General features: G+C 63.5%; 15 protein-coding genes. 2 read left to right on the forward strand and 13 right to left on the reverse strand.

Translation table 11 applies throughout. The features are described 5' to 3' along the window. Nucleotides 1-17 precede the first annotated feature (17 nt). The 6 genes from ABB26_RS06505 to ABB26_RS06530 form a co-directional block, all read right to left on the reverse strand. A complete protein-coding gene (locus tag ABB26_RS06505) occupies nt 18-1,037 on the reverse strand; it encodes an AAA family ATPase (RefSeq protein ID WP_057632873.1) in 1,020 nt (339 codons plus the stop codon). 103 nt (nt 1,038-1,140) lie between these two features. Then, nucleotides 1,141-3,048, reverse strand: a complete 1,908-nt coding sequence (locus ABB26_RS06510) for a type IV pilus secretin PilQ (RefSeq protein ID WP_057632874.1) — start codon at nt 3,046-3,048, stop codon at nt 1,141-1,143. A gap of 19 nt (nt 3,049-3,067) precedes the next feature. Beyond that, on the reverse strand, nt 3,068-3,598 hold the full coding sequence (locus ABB26_RS06515) for a pilus assembly protein PilP (RefSeq protein ID WP_057632875.1): 531 nt from the start codon (nt 3,596-3,598) through the stop codon (nt 3,068-3,070). 2 nt (nt 3,599-3,600) lie between these two features. Continuing rightward, nucleotides 3,601-4,272 (reverse strand): type IV pilus inner membrane component PilO, encoded by a 672-nt coding sequence (locus ABB26_RS06520; protein WP_057632876.1) that lies wholly within the window; start codon nt 4,270-4,272, stop codon nt 3,601-3,603. Continuing rightward, nucleotides 4,269-4,970 (reverse strand): PilN domain-containing protein, encoded by a 702-nt coding sequence (locus tag ABB26_RS06525; RefSeq protein WP_057632877.1) that lies wholly within the window; start codon nt 4,968-4,970, stop codon nt 4,269-4,271. Before ABB26_RS06525 ends, ABB26_RS06520 begins: the two co-directional genes overlap by 4 nt. Continuing rightward, on the reverse strand, nt 4,970-6,028 hold the full coding sequence (locus tag ABB26_RS06530) for a pilus assembly protein PilM (RefSeq protein WP_057633001.1): 1,059 nt from the start codon (nt 6,026-6,028) through the stop codon (nt 4,970-4,972). Before ABB26_RS06530 ends, ABB26_RS06525 begins: the two co-directional genes overlap by 1 nt. Before the next feature lie 213 nt (nt 6,029-6,241). On the opposite strand from ABB26_RS06530, the gene ABB26_RS06535 reads away from it, so the two are divergent. Together ABB26_RS06535 and ABB26_RS06540 are read left to right on the forward strand one after the other, a co-directional pair. Further along, the gene (locus ABB26_RS06535) at nt 6,242-8,668 is read left to right on the forward strand and encodes a penicillin-binding protein 1A (protein ID WP_057632878.1); all 2,427 of its coding nucleotides are present in this window, start codon (nt 6,242-6,244) and stop codon (nt 8,666-8,668) included. 75 nt (nt 8,669-8,743) lie between these two features. Further along, nucleotides 8,744-9,364 carry a hypothetical protein gene (locus ABB26_RS06540; RefSeq protein ID WP_057632879.1) on the forward strand — a complete coding sequence of 207 codons (621 nt, stop codon included), beginning with the start codon at nt 8,744-8,746 and terminating at the stop codon, nt 9,362-9,364. Between the two features lie 156 nt (nt 9,365-9,520). Here the strand turns inward: ABB26_RS06540 and ABB26_RS06545 are convergent, their stop codons facing one another. The 7 genes from ABB26_RS06545 to ABB26_RS06575 all read right to left on the reverse strand — a co-directional run bounded on the left by ABB26_RS06545 (nt 9,521) and on the right by ABB26_RS06575 (nt 19,608). After that, the gene (locus ABB26_RS06545) at nt 9,521-10,795 is read right to left on the reverse strand and encodes a citrate synthase (protein WP_057632880.1); all 1,275 of its coding nucleotides are present in this window, start codon (nt 10,793-10,795) and stop codon (nt 9,521-9,523) included. Between the two features lie 278 nt (nt 10,796-11,073). Next, nucleotides 11,074-11,316, reverse strand: coding sequence for a type B 50S ribosomal protein L31 (locus ABB26_RS06550; protein ID WP_054667367.1), 243 nt, complete (start codon nt 11,314-11,316; stop codon nt 11,074-11,076). Nucleotides 11,317-11,402: 86 nt separating this feature from the next. Next, nucleotides 11,403-12,338, reverse strand: coding sequence for a nucleoside hydrolase (locus tag ABB26_RS06555; RefSeq protein ID WP_057632881.1), 936 nt, complete (start codon nt 12,336-12,338; stop codon nt 11,403-11,405). A 77-nt stretch (nt 12,339-12,415) separates the two neighbouring features. Then, nucleotides 12,416-14,521 carry an ATP-dependent DNA helicase RecG gene (gene recG / locus ABB26_RS06560; protein WP_057632882.1) on the reverse strand — a complete coding sequence of 702 codons (2,106 nt, stop codon included), beginning with the start codon at nt 14,519-14,521 and terminating at the stop codon, nt 12,416-12,418. A 178-nt stretch (nt 14,522-14,699) separates the two neighbouring features. Then, on the reverse strand, nt 14,700-17,141 hold the full coding sequence (locus ABB26_RS06565) for a TonB-dependent receptor (RefSeq protein WP_083490713.1): 2,442 nt from the start codon (nt 17,139-17,141) through the stop codon (nt 14,700-14,702). Nucleotides 17,142-17,175: 34 nt separating this feature from the next. After that, on the reverse strand, nt 17,176-18,363 hold the full coding sequence (locus ABB26_RS06570) for an SO2930 family diheme c-type cytochrome (RefSeq protein WP_057632884.1): 1,188 nt from the start codon (nt 18,361-18,363) through the stop codon (nt 17,176-17,178). 9 nt (nt 18,364-18,372) lie between these two features. Next, entirely contained in the window at nt 18,373-19,608 is a 1,236-nt protein-coding gene (locus ABB26_RS06575; protein WP_057632885.1) for a parallel beta-helix domain-containing protein, read from the reverse strand. Nucleotides 19,609-19,657 lie beyond the last annotated feature (49 nt).

The raw sequence follows: 19,657 nt of genomic DNA on the forward strand, positions 1-19,657 counted from the left end.
CGCACACCGTGCATGCCTCAAGGCAACGGCACGCGATCAAGCAAGGCCGCCACCAGCCGCTCGCCGTCCCAGCCTTCCGCCGCCGCTTCATAGCTGGGCAGCACCCGGTGCCGCAGCACGTCAGGCGCCACCGCGCGGATGTCGTCAGGGGTCACGAAATCGCGTCCAGCCAACCAGGCACGGGCCCGCGCGCAGCGCTCCAGCGCGATCGAGCCGCGCGGGCTTGCGCCCCAGGCGATACGCTTGGCCAGACTGGCGTCATAACCACTGGCATCACGCGAGGCCAGCACCAATGCGACCAGGTAGCGTTCAAGCTGCGGCGCCATGTGCAGTTCCAGCACTGCCCTGCGGGCCTGCCCGATCTTCTCCAGCGACAACTTCTGCAGCGTTGCCGGCTTGTGCTGCATGGCCTGCAGGGCGCGCTCGCGGGCCAGGCGCAGGATTTCGGTTTCCGCGTTGGCATCGGGGTAGCCGATGCGGACATGCATCAGAAAACGGTCCAACTGCGCTTCGGGCAACGGGAACGTACCTTCCTGCTCGATCGGGTTCTGCGTGGCCATCACCAGAAACACCTCCGGCAACGGATAGGTGCTGCGCCCCACCGTCACCTGCCGCTCTCCCATGGCTTCCAGCAGTGCTGACTGCACCTTCGCCGGTGCACGGTTGATCTCGTCGGCCAGCAGGATCGGATGGAAGATCGGCCCGGCCTGGAACTCGAAGCGCCCTTCCTGGGCCCGCCAGATATCAGTACCGGTGAGATCGGCTGGCAGCAGGTCGGGGGTGAACTGGATACGCGCGAAGCTGGCATCCACCCGCGAGGCCAGCGCACGAATTGCGGTGGTCTTGGCCAAGCCCGGCGCGCCCTCGACCAGCAGGTGGCCATCGGCCAGCAGCGCGATCAGCAGGCGCTCGACCAGCAATGACTGGCCAACGATCTCGCTGGACAGCGCATCGCGCAGTGCGGTGAATTCCTGGTGCAGGCCCGCATCGTGGGCAGGCACATCCGTCGGTGAGGGGAACTGGGGAGGCAGGTTCATAGGCGCAGTTTGACCGATCTGCGGTGAAATGGTTCAAACGGCACCGTGACAACGGTAAAGGGCCGCATCAAGCGGCCCTTTACCTGCAAACGTCTATCAGGGATTACTCGGCGGCCTTGGCCACACGCAGGATCTTCGGCGTCACGAACACCAGCAGTTCAGCCTTGTCCTTCTGGCGACCACGCTTCTTGAACAGATTGCCCAAGAACGGGATATCGCCGAGGAACGGCACCTTGGCCACGCTGCTGCGGTCGGTGAACTCGTACACGCCACCGATCACCACCGTCTGACCATCTTCCACCAGAACCGCCGTATTCACTTCACGGCGATTGATGATCGGCACCACACCGAAATCATCCACTTCCAGGTACCTGTCAACCTCATCCTTCTTGACGTTCATGTTCAGGAAGACGCGGTTGTCCTGGGTGATGGTCGGGGTGACTTTCAGCTCCAGCAGCACTTCCTTGAACTGCACGTTCGGCGTGGCCACACCGCCGGCGCCGCTGGCGGTGATGGTGACGTAACCGATTTCCTTACCCTGCTTGATCACGCCTTCGCGCTGGTTGGCGGTGACGATGCGCGGATTGGATACCACTTCGCCACGACCTTCTTCCTGCATCGCAGAAAGTTCGACGTCCAACGAGAAGTTCCTGCCAAGCAGCGTATAGGCAATCGCACCCGCGGCCGTCTCGGTGAAGGTCTTGGCGGGAAGATTGACGTTCAAACCCCGCGTTGTGACCTGACTGTTGTTGATGATGTTTGTATTGCCTTCCAGCGAACCGCTGACGGCCTGCGTGCGATCCCCCACACGACGGCCCTGGATACCAAAGCGCGCACCCAGGTCACGGGCGAAGGTATCGGAAGCGATGACGATACGGCCCTCGATCAGCACCTGGTCGACCGGGCGATCGATCACCTTGATCAGCTCACGCATCTGCGCGACTTTCTTCGGGATGTCGCTGATCATCAGCGTATTGGTGCGCTCGTCGGCGACCAGCATGCCACGCGGTGACAGGAAACCATTCTCCTGCTTGTCGTTGCCGTTGCCGCCACCACCGCCACCGCTGCCGCTGTTGTTGTTGCCGATCCCCTTGGCTTCAGTCAGCGCTTTGAAGATCGCTTCGGCGTTGTGGTAGTTGATCTGCACGTAATCGGTGATCAGATCCTGGCGGTTCTCGATCGCGATACGGGCGTCTTCCTTGTCCTGCTCGAACTTGGCCAGCTCCGGCTGCGGTGCCACCCAGATCACACCACCATCGCGACGCTTGTCCAGGCCCTTGGCCCGCAGCACGATGTCCATGGCCTGGTCCCACGGCACGTTGACCAGGCGCAACGTCACGTTGCCCTGCACCGTATCCGAGGCCACCACGTTGAGGTTGGACTCTTCGGCGATCAGCTGCAGGACGGTACGCACCGGCACGTCCTGGAAGTTGAAGGTCACCGGGCGACCGCTGTAACCGCGAGCCGCAACCGTTGCAGCTGCCTGTGCCACGGTCTTGGCGGTGACTGCTCCCGTCGCCAGCTCCGGCTGCCGCGGCGAGATTTCAACCACATATTCGTTGCCGGTCTGGTAGGCCAGCGAGTCGAACAAGCCCGTGGTGCTCAACACCAGCTGCGCGCCCTGGCCCGAAGGCTTGGCGTCGATGCGCTGCACCGGCGTGGCGAAATCCACCACGTTGAGCGGGCGCTGCAGTTCGGCCGGCAACGTGGCATTGCCCACGTCCACCACCACGCTGTTGCCCTGGTTGCGCAGGTCCGGGCTTGCCCCCTGACCATCAAACTGCAGGATCAAACGGCCGCTGCCGTCGTCTCCCCGCTTGAAGTCGATCTTGGTTACTGAAATCGCGGAAGCGGCCGGCTGGACGCCTGCGGCGGGTGCGCCACCGGCAGCCAGCGGCTGTGCCGCATACGAAGAGCCGCACACCACTGCCAACGCCACTCCCAAGGCGCAGACGTGGACCAGTGCTTTGCGCCGAATGGGACGCCGGCTCAGGGCTTTGGTAAAAGTCATCGTGCTATCCCCTAATCAATCAACGATCGTCCAGCGCCAACGACGCAGGACGTTCCAGCCAGCCGCCAGCGCCATCGGGCACCAGTTCAATCAGTTCAATCCCGTCTTCACGGACACCGGTGACTCGGCCATCGCTCTGGCCCATGTACACCCCGGGGCGCACGCGATAGGTGACCTTGTCCGGCCCCATCACCAGGGCAACGGCACCCGCGCCGCCGCCAATCGTGCCCACCATGTCCAGACTGTCGAGCGGGAACGCCTCCAGCGGCTCCTTGCGACGGTCCGGATCAGGCCGCAGCTGGTTGCCACCATCGGCGGACACCCATGCGTCACTGAACGGATCGCGCATGCCCTGTGCGGCGTACTCGAAAGTCTCGAACTGCTGCATCACCGGCAACGCCGGCAACGCCTCGGCCTCACGCGCACGCACGTCGGCCACGTAGTTTTCCAGGTTGGGGGCTTCACCAGGCGTACTGGTCACTCCGCGCGTGCAGCCGGCAAGCGCCGCCATGCACGCCAATCCCAGGACAAGAGAAGAAGTTCTGCTCATGCTTACTTGCCTCCCTTCTTCTCAGCGATCTTCGCTGCTTCGGCCAGTTGCTCCTGTTCCTCCAACTCGGCGTCATCCAGGTAGCGGTAGGTTTTGACCGTACCAGACAGCTCCAGCGCGCCGCCGCGGGCGATCACGCCCTTGGGGTCCTTCGGCTTGAGGTTGATGTCGTGCATGGTGAGGATCACCACACGTGGCAGCGAAGCCACGCCGCTGACGAATGCACCGAACTGGTGGTAACTGCCCACCAGACGCAATGCGATCGGCTTCTCGGCGTAGAACTCCTTCAGCGATTCGGCCCCCGGCTGGAACAACTCGTTGTTCAGGCCACTGGACAGCGCCGTCTGCGAGACGTCGATGATCAGGTCCGGCATCTCGGTCTTGCTGGGCAGCTGGCGCAGCATCTGCTGCAGCACCTGCTCCATCTGTGCAAGCTGCTGCTTCAACGGCTCCAGGTTGGCGGCACGCTGCTGTTCCCGCTCGAAATCGGCACGCAGCGTGACTTCCTTGCTTTCCAGTGATTCCAGGTCATTCATCTGACCGCGGACCACCAGCAGGAACGACAGCACCACGATCAACAGCGCCAGCAGCGCGCAGAAGACCATCTTGGCCTTCTGCGGCCAATTGCCGATGTTGTTGAAATCCAGTTCTTTGGCGTTGAATTTCTTGCTCACGAGCGAGCCTCCTTCGGCGCGGCTGCCGCCGGCTCCGCTGCGGCCTTGGGTGCTTCAGGCGTCGCCGGCGCAGCCGCAGGTTCGGCAACCGCAGGCGCATCACCTGCCACAGGCTGCGGGGTGAGGCTTTCACCTGGCGTCGGCAATTTCACCTTCAGCGTGAACACGTAGGGCAGCGACTTGATGTCGATCGCCGCACCGCCGGTTTCCTGCGCCTTGGCTTCAATGATCGACAGCTCCGGGCTGCTCATCCAACCCGACCCTTCCAGGTTGCGCATGTAGGTACTGACACGCGCATTGGATTGGGTGCGTCCCTCCAGGGTGAGGATGTCGCCTTCCTGCTTGAGTGCGGTGAGCACGACGCCATCAGGGATGGTGCGCACCAGCGAGTCGAACAGGTGCACCATCTGCGAACGCTTGCCCTGCAGCTCTTCGATCACTTCCTTGCGGGCAAGCAGGCGTGCTTTCTGCTTGTCCAGCCGTTCGATTTCCTTGTTCTGCTCCTTGACCTTGGCAATTTCCGCCTCAAGGAACGCATTGCGGTCGTTCTGGCCGCTGATCTGCTGGCTGTAGTAGAACCACAGCAGACCCGACAGGACCACACCCGCCAGCGCCGCAAACCCCAACATGCCGTAGAACTCGCGCTGCCGCTGTTTGCGGCGCTCTTCACGCCACGGCAGAAGATTGATCCGTGCCATCAGTCAAACCCCCTCATGGCCAGACCCGTAGCGATCATCAAGGCCGGTGCGTCCTGGGCAAGCGCATGCGCCTGCACCTTCGGGCCCAACGTCATCTGCGCCAACGGATTGGCCACCGACGTCGCCACACCCAGTTGCTCTTCCACCATCGTCGGCAGCCCGGTCAAAGCAGCACAGCCACCGGCCAGGACAATGTGATCAACGCGGTTGAATTCGCTGCCGGCATAGAAGAACTGCAACAGGCGGCTGATCTGCTGCACCGTTGCCTCCTTGAACGGCTCCAGCACCTCGACCTCGTAGCTTTCAGGCAAGCCGCCCTGACGCTTGGCCAGCCCAGCTTCTTCGTAGCTCAGGCCATAACGTCGCATCACCTCGTCGGTGAGCTGCTTGCCACCGAACACCTGCTCGCGGCTGTAAAGGCTACGGCCGCCACGCAGCACATTGAGCGTGGTCATGGTTGCGCCGATATCCACCAACGCCACCACCGAATCACTGGCCACCGGCAACTCGCTGGCCACGAGCGCGAATGCGTTCTCGACGGCGAACGCTTCCACGTCCATCACCTTGGCAACCAGGCCGCCCAGCTCCAGCGCCGACTGGCGCAGCTCGACGTTCTCCGAACGCGACGCGGCCAACAGCACCTGCACCATTTCCGGGTTGTTGGGCACCAGACCGAGCACTTCAAAATCGAGGTTCACTTCCTCGATCGGATACGGGATGTAATTCACCGCCTCCAGCTCGACCTGCGCCTCCATGTCGTTCTCGTCCAGGTCCGCAGGCATCGGGATCACCTTGGTGATCACCGCCGAACCGGCCACTGCCGCCGCGGCGCTCTTTGCCTTGGTGCCAGAACGTGCAACAGCGCGTCGGATGGCCTCCCCGACCGCCTCGACTTCGACAATGTTCTTTTCTACCACCGCATTGGGCGGAAGCGGTTCCACGGCGTAATGTTCCACGCGAAACCGATTTCCGGTGCGGGAAAGCTGAAGCAGCTTGACCGCAGTCGAGCTGATGTCGACACCGATGATTGGTGTCTGACTTTTTGGGATAAGCCCCACGGTTTCTCCCCTGCCGACGGGCACTTGGACGCACTTGTTGCGCCCGCGCATTAATAACTGAATTTCAGCAGTTGGCAACCGTTCAGAGCACGAGACGCGATACGCATCACGCACTAGGCGGCCTCCTCCCACTCTCCCCAGGACACGGCCCCAGCCGTTCCCCTGCGTAATCTATACTCTGCGGCCACAAAATCCGCAATTGGGAAGTTTTGGATGCCACGTTTCCGTCGCTGGCTTCGCTGGCTGTTGGCCATCTTCATCGCCCTGGCTCTGGTGGGCGCGATTGCCGCAGGCTCTCTCTATTACGTTGTCTCCTCCAAGCTCCCGGATGTACAGACCCTGCGCGATGTCGAGCTGCAGGAACCCATGTATGTCTATGACAGTGAAGGGAAATTGATGGCGGTGTTCGGCGAGACCCGGCGCTACCCCATCCAGATGAAGGACGTCCCGGAGCGCCTGAAGCAGGCCTTCCTCGCCACCGAGGACGCCCGCTTCTATGAACACGACGGCGTCGACTACAAGGGCGTGGGCCGCGCGATCTGGTTGCTGGCCACCACCGATGCCAAGCGCGTTCCGGGTGGTTCGACCATCACCCAGCAGGTGGCGCGCCAGTTTTTCCTCAGCTCCGAATACAGCTACACCCGCAAGGTGGCCGAGATCCTGCTTGCTCGTAAGATCGAGAAGGAGCTGAGCAAGGACGAGATCTTCGAGCTGTACCTGAACAAAAGCTTCTTCGGCAACCGTGCCTACGGCGTGGGCGCTGCCGCCGAGTACTACTACGGCAAGAAGCTGGACGAACTGGATCTGGACGAAATGGCCTCGCTGGCTGGCATCCCCAAGTTCCCGTCCAGCGGCAACCCGATCAGCAATCCCGAGCGCGCCCGCCAACGCCGCGACAACTACGTCCTGCAGCGCATGGCCGAGCTGAAGTTCATCTCCCAGGCCGAGGCTGACGCTGCCAAGGCGGTGCCGATGCACGCTGCGCCACATGAGCCGCCGGTCGAGATCTACGCACCTTACGTGGCCGAGATGGTGCGCCAGGAGATGATCGCCAAGTACGGCGGCGACGTGCTCAACAAGGGCTACCACGTCACCACCACCATCAACGGCACCTTGCAGGACGCGGCCAACACCGCCATCCGTGACGGCCTGATCCTGTATGACCATCGCCACGGCTGGCACGGCGTGGAGCAGCACTTCGATGTCACCGCCGACGCCGACGCCACCGCGCTGGCGCGGCACATTGCCGGCATTCCAGCGCAGTCCGGGCTGCAACCGGCCGTGGTCTCGGCCACGCATGCCGACGGCAGCGTCACCGTGGTGCTGGCTGACCGCAGTGAGTTGATCCTGCCGGTCGCTTCCAGCCGCTGGACCAACCGCACGCCGGCCAAGCTGCTCACCCGGGGCGACATGATCCGGGTCCGCGCTGGCACGAAAGAAGGCGAATGGTTGATCGACCAGATCCCGCGCGGCCAGGCGTCACTGGTATCGCTGGATGCCGAAACCGGTGCGCTGCGCGCCTTGGTGGGCGGCTTCAGCTTTGCCGGCAACAAGTTCAACCGCGCCACCCAGGCCCGTCGCCAGCCCGGTTCCAGCTTCAAGCCGTTCGTGTATGCGGCCGCGTTCGACAAGGGCTTCAACCCGGCCTCGATCGTGCTCGATGCGCCAGTGGTGTTCCGCGACCGACGCGGCAAGACCTGGCAGCCGCAGAACGATGGCGGCGGCTTCCGCGGCCCGATGCGCCTGCGCGAAGCGCTGGTGCAGTCGCGCAACCTGGTGTCGGTGCGCCTGCTGGACAGCATCGGCGTGGACTACGCGCGCAAGTACATCAGCGAGTTCGGCTTCCAGGAAGCCGAGCTGCCGCCGAACCTGTCGATGTCGCTGGGCACCGCCTCGCTGACCCCGTTGTCGGTGGCACGCGGCTATGCCGTGTTCGCCAACGGTGGTTCGCGCGTGGACACCTGGGTCGTGGATGAGGTCAAGGACCGCGACGGCACCGTCATCTTCAAGGAAAACCCCGCCCTGGCCTGCCGCGGTTGCGGCGGCGCGACCGGTGCCGGCTCGGCGCCGGTGAACCAGGTGGTGGATGGCTTCAACTTTGGCGCCGAGGCCAAGCCGGCTCCCGCCAAGCCCGAATCCGAATCGGTGGCTGACGAACCGGCCAAGCCGGTCAATCCCGATGCACGTATCGCCCCGCGCGCCATCGACGAACGCACCGCCTACCAGCTGGTGTCGATGATGCGCGACGTGGTCCAGCGCGGCACCGGCGCGCAGGCCAAGGTGCTCGGCCGCGAGGACGTGGGCGGCAAGACCGGCTCGACCAACGACCACCGCGACGCCTGGTTCTCGGGATTCGGCGGGCCGTTGGCGACCACCGTCTGGGTGGGCCGCGACGACTTCCGCTCGCTGGGCTACCGCGAGTACGGCGGCAAGGCGGCACTGCCGATCTGGATCGACTACATGCGCGTCGCGCTGAAGGATGCCCCGATCGCAAAGAACGACCCGCCGTCCGGCATGGTCGAGGCCTCCCTCAACGGTGCCACCGAATGGGTCAAGACTGAAGACCTGGAGCGCGTGCAGGAGTTCGATTTCGAACAGAACCACCAGCAGGCGGACGACGCTGCGTTCGATATCTTCTAAGCGGCACTGACCGGCGGCGGGACGCATGCCCCGCCGTCTGCCTACAATCGGCCCGCAACCCCGGGGAGCTGATCGATGCCATCCACACCACAGACCCTCCAGCGCAACGCGCGCGGCCGCCAGCGCATTGCCCAGGAGGCCGCACGGCTCATCGTCGAAAGCGGCATCCAGGACGTCGAGCACGCCCGGCGCAAGGCCGCTGCCCGCTTGGGCATACACCAGGAATCACTGTGGCCGCGCCTGGCCGACATCGAACAGGCGTTGCGCGAGCACCAACGCCTGTTCGCCTCCACCACCCAGCCGGGCGCATTGCAGTTGCGGCGTGAATCCGCCCTGCAGGCGATGCAGTTCCTGCAGGCGTTCCAGCCGCGCCTGAGCGGGCCGGTACTGACCGGCCTGGCTGGCGACAGCAGCCCGGTCATCCTGCATCTGCATTGCGATGACGCCGAGGCGGTGCATCATTTCCTGCACGACCAGCGCATCCCTGCCGAAGCGCGCACGTGGTCACTGCAACTGGCCGGTCACGCGACCAAGCAACACTTCCCCGGTTGGGAATTCGCCGCTGATGGCATCGCCTTCGAGCTGATCATCCTGCCGGGGGACGCGCTGCGGCAGCCACCGGTGTCCGGTGACGATGGCAAGCCCCTGCCCCGGGCTACGCTTACGCAGGTGCGCCAATTGCTGCTGGACCCGTAGGAGTGCCCTCGGGCGCTAAGCCAGGTCCGCATCCGCTGCCGGACGGCACGCAATCGCGGCTTTCTTGTTGCAGGTCGTCGCGTCGCCGGAAACAGAAAGGCCCCGCAGTGCGGGGCCTTTGTCGTGATGGAGCGGCGCATCGCTACGCCGAAACCATTACTTGTAATCGCGCACGTCGTGGCCGGTGTAAACCTGGCGCGGACGGCCGATCTTCATTTCTGGATCGACCTGCTGCTCCAGCCAATGCGACACCCAACCCGCGGTGCGGCCCAGCGCGAACATCACGGTGAACATTTCGGTCGGAATATTCAGCGCCTTGTAGATGATGCCGCTGTAGAAATCGACGTTCGGGTACAGCTTGCGGGCGACGAAGTAATCGTCCTGCAGCGCGGCCTGCTCCAGCTTGATGGCGACATCAAGCAACGGATCCTGCACGCCCAGCTGGCCCAGCACCTGCTTGGTCATCTCACCGATCACCTTGGCGCGCGGGTCGAAGTTCTTGTAGACGCGGTGGCCGAAGCCCATCAGGCGGAAGCCCGAGGTCTTGTCCTTGGCCTTGAGCACGGCAGACTCGACGTTGTCGGCCGAACCGATCTCTTCCAGCATCTTCAGCACGGCTTCGTTGGCACCACCATGCGCCGGGCCCCACAGCGCGGTCACGCCAGCGGCGACCGAAGCGTACGGGTTGGCACCGGTGGAACCGACCAGACGCACGGTCGAGGTCGAAGCGTTCTGCTCGTGGTCGGCATGCAGGATGAACAGCAGATCCAGCGCCTTGACCACGTCCTTGTTCAGATCGTACTTGCCGTCGGCCGACTCGAAGGTCTGCTTCAGGAAGCGGCTGACGTAGTCCAGCGAGGTGTCCGGCGTGTTGGCCGGCAGGCCCTTGCCGTGGCGGTAGATCAGGGCCGACAGGGTCGGCACCTTGGCGATCAGGCGCACCGCAGCCTGGCGGCGCTGTTCGGCGTCGTCCAGATCCAGCGAGGCGTGGTACTTGGCCGACAACTGCGCGATCGAGGCAGCCAGGATCGCCATCGGATGCGCATCCTTGGCGAAGCTGCCGATCAGCGTATTGATCGATTCGTCCACGCCGGCTTCGGCGCTCAATTCGGCTTCGAAGGCCTTCAGCTGCTCGGCGCTCGGACGCTCGCCGTTGATCAGCAGGTAGGCGACTTCGACGAAGCTGGACTTGTCGGCCAGCTGTTCAATCGGGTAACCGCGATACAGCAGCACGCCCTTGTCGCCATCGATGTAGGTGATGGCCGACTTGCAGCTGGCGGTGGCGGTGTAGCCCGAGTCGTAGGTGAAGAGACCGGTTTCCTTGGTCAGCTTCGAGATATCGACGCAGTTATTGCCCAGCACGGGTTTGACGACAGGCAGAACGACCGACGTGTCGCCGGCGTTGAGCGTGACCTGATCAAGATCGGACACAGTGTGCGCTCCTCAAGTGGAAGGCGCCTGTCCAGACAGAGAGGTGATGGGCAGACGCGTGAATGAAATCCGCAGTTTTCCACTACGGTTCGCGCCATTATCGCACAGCAACATTTCCAGATTGCGAAGACGAAAGTCTTATAGATCGCGTACCGATGCGACACAGCGTCGCAACCGTAGCCGGCAATATTTGGAAATGATTCAGATTTATTGCAGATGGCACAAAACAACGGCCGCGAAGATCGCGGCCGTTGCTCTTGCGGACAACAACAGCTCTATTAGCGCGCGTAGCGCTTCTGGAACTTGTCGATACGACCGCTGGTGTCGATGACCTTGTGCTTGCCCGTATAGAACGGATGCGAAGCCGAGGAGATTTCCACCTTGATCAGCGGATACTCTTCGCCATCTTCCCACTTGACCGTGTCCTTGGAGGACATGGTCGAACGGGTCAGGAACTTGAAATCGGAAGTGACGTCATGAAACACGACGTTGTGGTAATCAGGATGGATATCGGCCTTCATGGGCTCGCACCGTATGGGCTGGTGGTCAAGAGCGGCATTATAGTCCCGGCCCGCTCAGGAAGGCAAGCCGGGATTTGGCGCGGACCTCAGAGGCCCAATGCGCCGCGTACCTGGGCCTCGAACCGGCCCTGGTCATAGCCGATCAACAAGGTGGTGTTGTCCGGGGCGCCGGTCTGGCGGTTCCAGTCCACCACCGTGGCGCCACGGCTGCGGTTGCCGGTCAGTTCGATCGACAACGGGCGCTGCTCCACATGGATGCCACCTTCCGGCTGCAGTGCCCAGGCCATCGCCAGGGCGTCGGCGGCGTACCAGTATTCGCCGCGACTGTCTTCCGACCACAGACGGGTCTTGCGCGAAATCAACTCGTAGAAGCGCGCTTTGTCGGTATCGGCCGCCAACCACTTCTCCACGTCACGATGCATCAGGCCGTGGGCGATGGTCGCTTCCCAGTCGGCGACTTCGGTATGCGGGAACGCGCTGAACACGATGTGCGCCGCTTCCGGATCAAAGGCGATGTTGAACTCGGCCACCGGGGTGATGTTGCCGTGACCGTTGATCGCCCCGCCCATCACCAGGAAGCGCTTCAAGCGCTGCGGCAAGGTCGGGTCGAGCTTGAGCGCCAGTGCGATGTTGGTCAGCGGCCCCAGTGCGACCAGGGTCAACTCGCCAGCATGGACATGCGACAGACGCAGGATCGCCAGTGCGGCGTGTTCGGCTTCGGCCTTGCGAGCGCTGGGCGTCAGGTCCACGTCACCGAAGCCATCGCGGCCGTGGACGTGGGCCGCATCTTCGGCCGGATATACCAGCGGATCAGGCGTACCGGCGAACACCGGCACATCGTCGCGGCCGGCCACTTCGCACAGCTTCAATGCGTTGCGCACGGTGTAGTCCAGCCCAACGTTACCTGCCGCCACCGTCAATCCGACCACGTCATGGCGGTCGTCGGCAAAGGCCATCAACAGCGCCAATGCATCGTCAACGCCCGGGTCGGTATCAATCAGCAACGGTATCTTCTTGCTCATCTTCTGCTTCACTCTGGTTGGCAATGGAGTCTGTCATCTCAACCATGACAGTGGAAGCACACGATCAGGCCGATGCGTCATGCCGATGCATAGCGCACCGCGCCGCCAATCCAGCGGCGAACGATGCGGTCGGCCAGCTCCGGGGACTCAACCAGCAGCCGCTCGGACAGGGCATGCACCATCGGCAGCATGCCGGCATCGCGGGCCAGGTCGGCCACGCGGAACTCGGCCAGACCGGTCTGGCGCGTCCCCAGCAGTTCGCCGGGACCGCGCAGTTCCAGGTCCTTCTCGGCGATCAGGAAGCCATCGGAGGTATGCCGCATGGTTTCCAGACGCTCACGCGCCATGTTGGACAGCGGCGCCTGGTACATGAGCACGCAGCTGGACGCCGTCGCACCGCGCCCCACGCGCCCGCGCAGCTGGTGCAGCTGGGCCAGGCCAAGACGCTCGGCATTCTCGATGATCATCAAGGAGGCATTGGGTACATCCACGCCAACCTCGATGACGGTGGTGGCGACCAGCAGGTCGGTCTGGGCGGATTTGAAGGACTGCATCGCCGCTTGCTTCTCGGCCGCCTTCATCCGCCCGTGCACCAGGCCGACGCGCAGTTCCGGCAATTGCGCGGACAACGCTTCGAAGGTGTTCTGTGCGGCCGTTGCGACTACTTCATCACTTTCATCGATCAGGGTGCACACCCAGTAGACCTGCCGCCCCTGCTGGCAGGCGACGCGGATGCGTTCGACCAATTCGGGGCGGCGCTCGGCACTGATGACGATGGTCTGCACCGGTGTGCGCCCCGGTGGCAGCTCGTCGATGGCCGACACGTCCAGATCGGAATACGCAGCCATCGCCAGGGTGCGGGGAATCGGCGTGGCGGTCATCACCAGTTGATGCGGCACGATGCCGGCGCTGGCGCCCTTGTCGCGCAAGGCCAGACGCTGGTGCACACCGAAGCGATGCTGCTCATCGACGATGGCCAGCGCCAGATCGTTGAACACCACCGCCTCCTGCATCAGGGCATGCGTCCCCACCACCACCTGCGCATGGCCGGACGCGACCTCCTCCAGCACCTTGCTGCGCGCCTTGCCGGTGACCTTGCCGGCCAGCCAGGTCACGCGCACGCCCAGTGGCTCCAGCCATGCACGCAGATTGAGCAGATGCTGCTCGGCCAACAGCTCGGTCGGCGCGGCCAGCGCGACCTGCTTGCCGCGCTCCACCGCCAGCATGCCCGCCAGGGCGGCGACCACGGTCTTGCCCGAACCGACATCGCCCTGCACCAGACGCAGCATCGGATGTGCGCGCGCCAGATCCTTGCGGATCTCATCGAACACACGCTGCTGCGCGCCGGTGAGCCGAAATGGCAGGGACTCAAGCAGGGCTTTCACCAGCCCGTCGCGGCCACGCAGGGACGGGGCGCGATGCTGCTGCAGGGCGATGCGCTGCCGACGCAGGCTGAGATGGTGGGCGAGCAGTTCTTCCATCGCCAGACGCTGTTGTGCCGGGTGCGTGCCGGCTGACAGTGCCGCGATGTCGGCGCCCGCCGGCGGGCGGTGCATGGCCAGCATCGCGTCATGCAGCGATGGCAGGTTGAGATCGGCCAGCAGCGCGGGCGGCAGCAGTTCCAGTGTGGCAGCGTCGGGCAGCCGATCCAACGCCTGACTGATCAGCTTGCGCAGACTGGCCGGGCCAATGCCCTCCACCGCCGGATAGATGGGATCGAGCACATCGCCGAGTCCGGCATCTTCGCCATCGCCCAGCACGCGGTAGCTGGGATGGACGATCTCCAGACCATGCTGACCCGGGCGTGGCGTGCCGTAGCAGCGCAGCCGCGTGCCCACAGCGAACTGTGCCACCTGCGCGGCCCGGAAATGGAAGAAACGCAGTACCAGCGTGGCGCCGGAGTCGTCGCTCACCGCAACGCGCAGCACCGGGCGATAGCGGAAGCCGCGCTCCACCGCTTCAACGCGGCCTTCCACCTGCGCCGCAATGCCAGCCTTCAAGGCACGGATGGGCAGCAGCGTGGTGCGGTCCTCGTAACGCAGTGGCAGATGCAGCCACAGATCCTGCAGCGTGGTCAGCCCCCGTGCTTCCAGCTTGGCGGCCACCCGCGGCCCCACGCCCGTCAGATGACTGAGAGGTTCGGCAGACAGATCAAGGGAAACGGCATCACGGCGGGCAGACATGCGACAAGAATGCCGTCCCGGACACAAAACAGAAACCCCGACGCCCTAAGACGCCGGGGTTTCCTTTCCCCAACAGTGTTGAAAGCCTGAGGCCGGGCAGTCTGTGATTGCGCCGGGAAGACTGCCCTCACCCCAACCCCTCTCCTGCTTGCGGGAGAGGGGCTCAAGCGGCATTGCGTTAGAACTTCACCGTCATTTCCAGGCCGTAGGTGCGCGGATCGGTGATGGTGGCGCCAACCACGCCCAGCGGATCGTGTCCGTAGGTGTTCAGGCCGCGCACGTACTGCTTGTCGAACACGTTGTTGGCATACACCGCCCAGTTCCAGTGCTTCAGCGGTGAGGTCCAGCCCACGCGTACGTCGGTGCGCTGTTGTGATTCACCAATGTTGAGCACCTTGCTGATACCGCAATCGCCCTGCAGGTCGGAACCGGCGTTGCAGCGGGTGGCGCCGCGATAGGCCTGGCGCAGCGAGAAGCGCAGCTGACCATTGCCGCCCAGATCAGCCACGTACACCGCGCCAGCGGACGCAGTGAAACGCGGCTCGCCGGTCGGAGCCCCGTCCAGATCAACGCCTTCCGGCGTCACGTAGTTCTTGTACTTGGAATCTATCCATTCGGCCGCCGCATCCAGAGTGAGGCCCTCGGTGACCTTCCAGCGCATGTCGAAGTCCACGCCGGTGGCCTCCAGATCGCTGGTATCGAACACATAGACCGGGATATCGACCGGGTTGGTCGGATCCGGATCGATCAGGCGGATCGCCTGGCGGTTGTCATATTGGTAATGGAAGACGGAGACGTTGTAGGAGAAGCGATCGAAGCTCTGCTTCAGGCCGATTTCCAGGTTCCAGACGTCCTCGTTCTCGAAGGCCGGGCCGATCTGCAGCGCATTGAAGCCACCGGCCTTGTAACCCTTGGCCAGTGAGCCGAACACCATGGTGTCGTCATTGAGGTGGTAGTCGACAACGAAGCGCGGGCTCCAGTCACTCCAGCTCTTCTTGTCGCGTACCAGCTTGCCCTTGTTGACCATCGCCGGTGGATCGATGAAAGCCATGTCAAAGGTCAGCAGCTCGCGGGTGATCGGAATACCCATGCCGGCCAGTGCCTGGAAGAAGCCCAGTGCCTCCAGCGCGCCAAGCTTGGCCTCCAGCCCCGGTGCATTGCGCGGCGTATTGAGCCAGCTGAAGTCCTTCTCGTCACGGGTGTAACGCAGGCCGAAGGTCAGGTTGAGGCGATCGGTGGCTTTCCAGATCACATCACCAAACACCGCATAGGAGGTGGTGTCCAGGGTGTTGTTGAAGCGTTCGTTCCACTTCTCGCCGACCAGTGAAATCGGAATGCCGTTCATCTGCGCCAGCATCGAGGTGAATCCGAACAGGCTGCCATCTGGTGTCGGCGCGATGCCCATGTTGCGCACGATGTTGTCCACCGCCTCGGTATTGGTATTGACCTCACTGGTCTGCCGCGCGTCCTCGTTGAAATAGCTGGCACCGGCCACCCAGTCGAAGCGCTCGTTGCTGCCGGAGAACTTGAACTCCTGGTAGAAGGTCTCGTTGTTCTCGGTATTGACCGAGTCCACATACAGGTCGAAACGGTTGGTGCCGTCTTCCTCGGTGTGGTTGGTGGAGTCGTATTGACGCCAGGAACTGGTGGAAGTGAAGTTGCCCCACGTCAGCGCGTGATCGACGATCAGACTGACACCGTCGAAGGTGCGCCATTCGGCGTTGTCGGCATCGCTGTACGTCTTGACCTTGCGCGGGTCGAGATAGTCATCCGGATCCACCGGCACCGGTGGCCGCTGCGGGTAGGCCGGCAGCGCCACGATGCCAGTTGTAACGCGGCCATTCTGGTCCAGGCTTTCATGGTCCCAGGTGACATAGGCCGTTGTGTTGTCGCCGAAGCGGGTCTGCCAGGCAGCGCGCGTGGCCCAGACATTCTCGCCGCCCAGGTCCTTGCCGGTGGCACCATCCTGGAACCAACCATCACTGTTGTTTATCAAGGCATTGAAGCGCAGCGCGGAATTCTCACCGGTGGGGATGTTCCACATCGCATCGGCGTACTTCTTGCCGTAGTTGCCCACACGTACGGTGGCGCGCGCCTCGGTCTCGGCCTGTGGCCGGCGGGTGACCAGTGAGATCGCGCCGGCAGCGGTATTGCGGCCGAACAAGGTACCCTGCGGCCCCTTCAGCACCTCGATCCGCTCCACATCGACGAAGGGCAGCAGCACGCCACCGCCACGCCCACCATAAACACCATCGACGAAGATGCCCACTGCCGGGTCGGTACCGATACCGAAGTCGTCGGTCTCCACGCCGCGCAGCCGGAACGAGGGCTGGGTTGGCTGCACCGCGCTGATCACCAGGCCAGGCACGAGCGAATCGATGTCACCGAGGTTCTCGGCGGCCACGTCGCTGAGCAGGTTCTGGTCCACTACCTGCAGTGCAATCGGCACATCCTGTATTTCCTGCTGCCTGCTCTGCGCAGTGACGGTGATCCGATCCAGTGTGGTGGCCGCATCCTCCGTGGCCGACTGCGCCATCGCCGTCCCGCTCGCTCCCAACACCATCAGCCCGGCAATCGCCCGCTGCACGCCTGTTACCAGACTCCGTTGTTTCACTCGCATCGCCTCTCTCCCAAAGCAGTGGGTGAAAGCCGGCTCAGATGGCCGGCGGTCCCGTCTTGTTGACCGGCACCGCGCCGGCCGTCGTATCGCAACTTCCTTCCAGCGCGTTGATCCATTCGCGGATCAAAGCCACGCCTTCCTTGTGAACTACCGCCCTGCCCACTTCCGGCATCATCACCGCCGCATCATCGCTGTCCATGCGGTAGGCGATGATCGACGCATCGGCGTCGCCCGGCAGCACGTCATACAGCCGATTGCCGGTGCCCTTGCCTGCCGCGATGGGCTGCTTGCAATGGCCCAGCTTGAGAAGGTCATTGGTCGGCGCATCCAGCCACAACCCCGACGTGATGGCGGGGCCGGTGCGGCTGTGGCAATGGCCACAATTCACGTCCAGATAGGCACGCGCACGCGCTTCCAGCGGCGCTTGTGGGTTGGTGGCATCGGCCAGATGCGGCAGTTGTGCAGCGGCCGGCACACCCGAGAGATAGCCCACCCGCGCCAGATGCGCCAATTGGTTCTCGCGCCCGTCGGCATAATCGAAATCGCGATTCAGGTGACGCGCCTTCGGCCCGATCGGCAACAGCTTGCGCGAACGGTTGTCGGTGATGTGGCAGCCGCCGCATTGGTTCTGGTCCGGTACCTGATACGAGAACGCTTCGCGCGCGCCGGCGTCATCCACCAGCTCCAGTTCCACGGTTGCGCCGGTGCGCTGGAGCGTGGCCGCCGTCTGCTCGCGGTTCCACACATAGGGCAGCGCCACCCATCCTTCCTTGCGATGCACCAGCAGCCGGGTTTCGATCAGCCGCACCTTTGACAGATCCAGGCTTTCATCCTGCAGCACCGACTGCGACGGCGGCGTGCGCGCGACCGACTTGCCGTCCGCAGCGCCAGTGGCCGGCAGCGGGTAGTAGAAGGTCTTGCTGAGAATGGTGCCGACCGGGAAGTCAAAGGCATGCTCGGGTTGATAGCCAGCGGCTTGCCCCTTCGGCATCCACACCGTACGCAGCTTGTGCGCGTAATCGCTGAACAGCGGCGTGTTCAGGTCGTACGGCACCACGCCTTCATTGAGCCGCAGCTTGCCGCCATCGATGCGCAGCACATGCCACTCATCCAGCGTCGGCGGTTGCCCATCGGCGAAAAATTGCACCGGCGGCTTGCTACATCCAGCCAGCGCCAACAGCAGCCCGGCCAATACCCCCATCCGCACCATCAACTTCTGCATGCCAAGCCCTCAACCACGCTTGAGGTCGATGGCCGGCAGACGCGGCAGCTCGCAGTCGAACGGCTTGGCATCCTTGCTCGGGTTCTTGTAGCCCCCCGGACCATCGGCGTTCACCACCCCATTGACGTTGCGCAGGCAGATCTGCGGGCCGGTCTTGACGCCATCCACCATACGTTCCTTGTTGTAGTAGCCATCCCACAACACGTCCGGGAAGTTACCGGTCAAGCCATACATCGCCACTTTCAGCGCCTTCAGGTCGAACCCGTCCGGTGAATCGCCACCACCGGACAAGGTGTTGTTGTGCACGTAGATGCGCTCGGGGTACGGATCGAAGTTTGGCGATGCGCTGCTGTCCTTGTAGCCGGTGGAGTACACGCTGGAGATGATGATGTTGGTGGTGGCGTTGTCACGCACCTCGTTGTCGAAGACCTCGATGTCATCGTTGGAGTTGATGACGATGCCCGACCCCGCCGGCACGCTGGCCACCGGCGTGCCCTTGGCACCGAAGTTGGCGTGGTTGTTGGCGATGACCTTGTTGTTGAACACGCGGATGTTGGCGCCCTGCTGCGACAGGCCCGGCATGTTGAACACCAGGATGCCGCCGGTGTTGCCGGTTGCCACGTTGTCGTACACGTCGGCATTGCGGGTGTTTTCCACCTCGATGCCGGCCACGTTCTGCTCGGCGCGGCTGTTGCGCACGATCACGCCGTCGGACTGGCCGACGTAGATGCCGGCGTCGGAAGCGCCGATGGAGATGGTGTTCTCGATCAGCACGTTTTTTGTCAGCACCGGGTAGATGCCATAGGCGCCGTTCTTGGTGCTGGGCCCGCCGGTCCACTGCACCTTGATGCCACGGATGGTGATGTGTTCGGACTCGCTGATCTTCAGCCCGTCGCCCTTGGAATCCTCGATGGTGAGGTTCTCGATGGTGAAGTTGTCGCCATTGACCAGCAGGCCCTCGGCACCGGCCTTCTGACCCTTGAAGCTCAGTACGGTCTTGTCCATGCCGGCACCACGGATGGTGACGCCGTCGGCGCGCAGGCTCAGGCTGCGCTCGAACTGATGCTTGCCGGCGGGGATGTCGATCACGTCGCCCGGCTTGGCATCAAGCAGGCGTTCCTGCAGCGTGGCCGCAAATGCCCCGTCCGCCGCAGCGACCTCCGGGCCCTGTGCCGCCTGCTTCTGGCAGCCGGCCGCCAACACACTCAATGTGGCGGCAATCGCCAAGGTAATGCTGCGCTGCATGAATCCTCTCCCCATACGCCTGCAGATGGTGGGATGCAGTCTGGGCTTC

Origin of the sequence: Stenotrophomonas humi (assembly GCF_001431415.1) — a bacterium.
Lineage (GTDB): Bacteria > Pseudomonadota > Gammaproteobacteria > Xanthomonadales > Xanthomonadaceae > Stenotrophomonas > Stenotrophomonas humi.

Coding starts and splice junctions, on each gene's coding strand:
- ABB26_RS06505 (WP_057632873.1), bottom strand. CDS start 1,037: ATGAACCTGCCTCCCCAGTTCCCCTCACCGACGGATGTGCCTGCCCAC.
- ABB26_RS06510 (WP_057632874.1), bottom strand. CDS start 3,048: ATGACTTTTACCAAAGCCCTGAGCCGGCGTCCCATTCGGCGCAAAGCA.
- ABB26_RS06515 (WP_057632875.1), bottom strand. CDS start 3,598: ATGAGCAGAACTTCTTCTCTTGTCCTGGGATTGGCGTGCATGGCGGCG.
- ABB26_RS06525 (WP_057632877.1), bottom strand. CDS start 4,970: ATGGCACGGATCAATCTTCTGCCGTGGCGTGAAGAGCGCCGCAAACAG.
- ABB26_RS06535 (WP_057632878.1), top strand. CDS start 6,242: ATGCCACGTTTCCGTCGCTGGCTTCGCTGGCTGTTGGCCATCTTCATC.
- ABB26_RS06540 (WP_057632879.1), top strand. CDS start 8,744: ATGCCATCCACACCACAGACCCTCCAGCGCAACGCGCGCGGCCGCCAG.
- ABB26_RS06550 (WP_054667367.1), bottom strand. CDS start 11,316: ATGAAGGCCGATATCCATCCTGATTACCACAACGTCGTGTTTCATGAC.
- ABB26_RS06555 (WP_057632881.1), bottom strand. CDS start 12,338: ATGAGCAAGAAGATACCGTTGCTGATTGATACCGACCCGGGCGTTGAC.
- recG (WP_057632882.1), bottom strand. CDS start 14,521: ATGTCTGCCCGCCGTGATGCCGTTTCCCTTGATCTGTCTGCCGAACCT.
- ABB26_RS06565 (WP_083490713.1), bottom strand. CDS start 17,141: ATGCGAGTGAAACAACGGAGTCTGGTAACAGGCGTGCAGCGGGCGATT.
- ABB26_RS06570 (WP_057632884.1), bottom strand. CDS start 18,363: ATGCAGAAGTTGATGGTGCGGATGGGGGTATTGGCCGGGCTGCTGTTG.
- ABB26_RS06575 (WP_057632885.1), bottom strand. CDS start 19,608: ATGCAGCGCAGCATTACCTTGGCGATTGCCGCCACATTGAGTGTGTTG.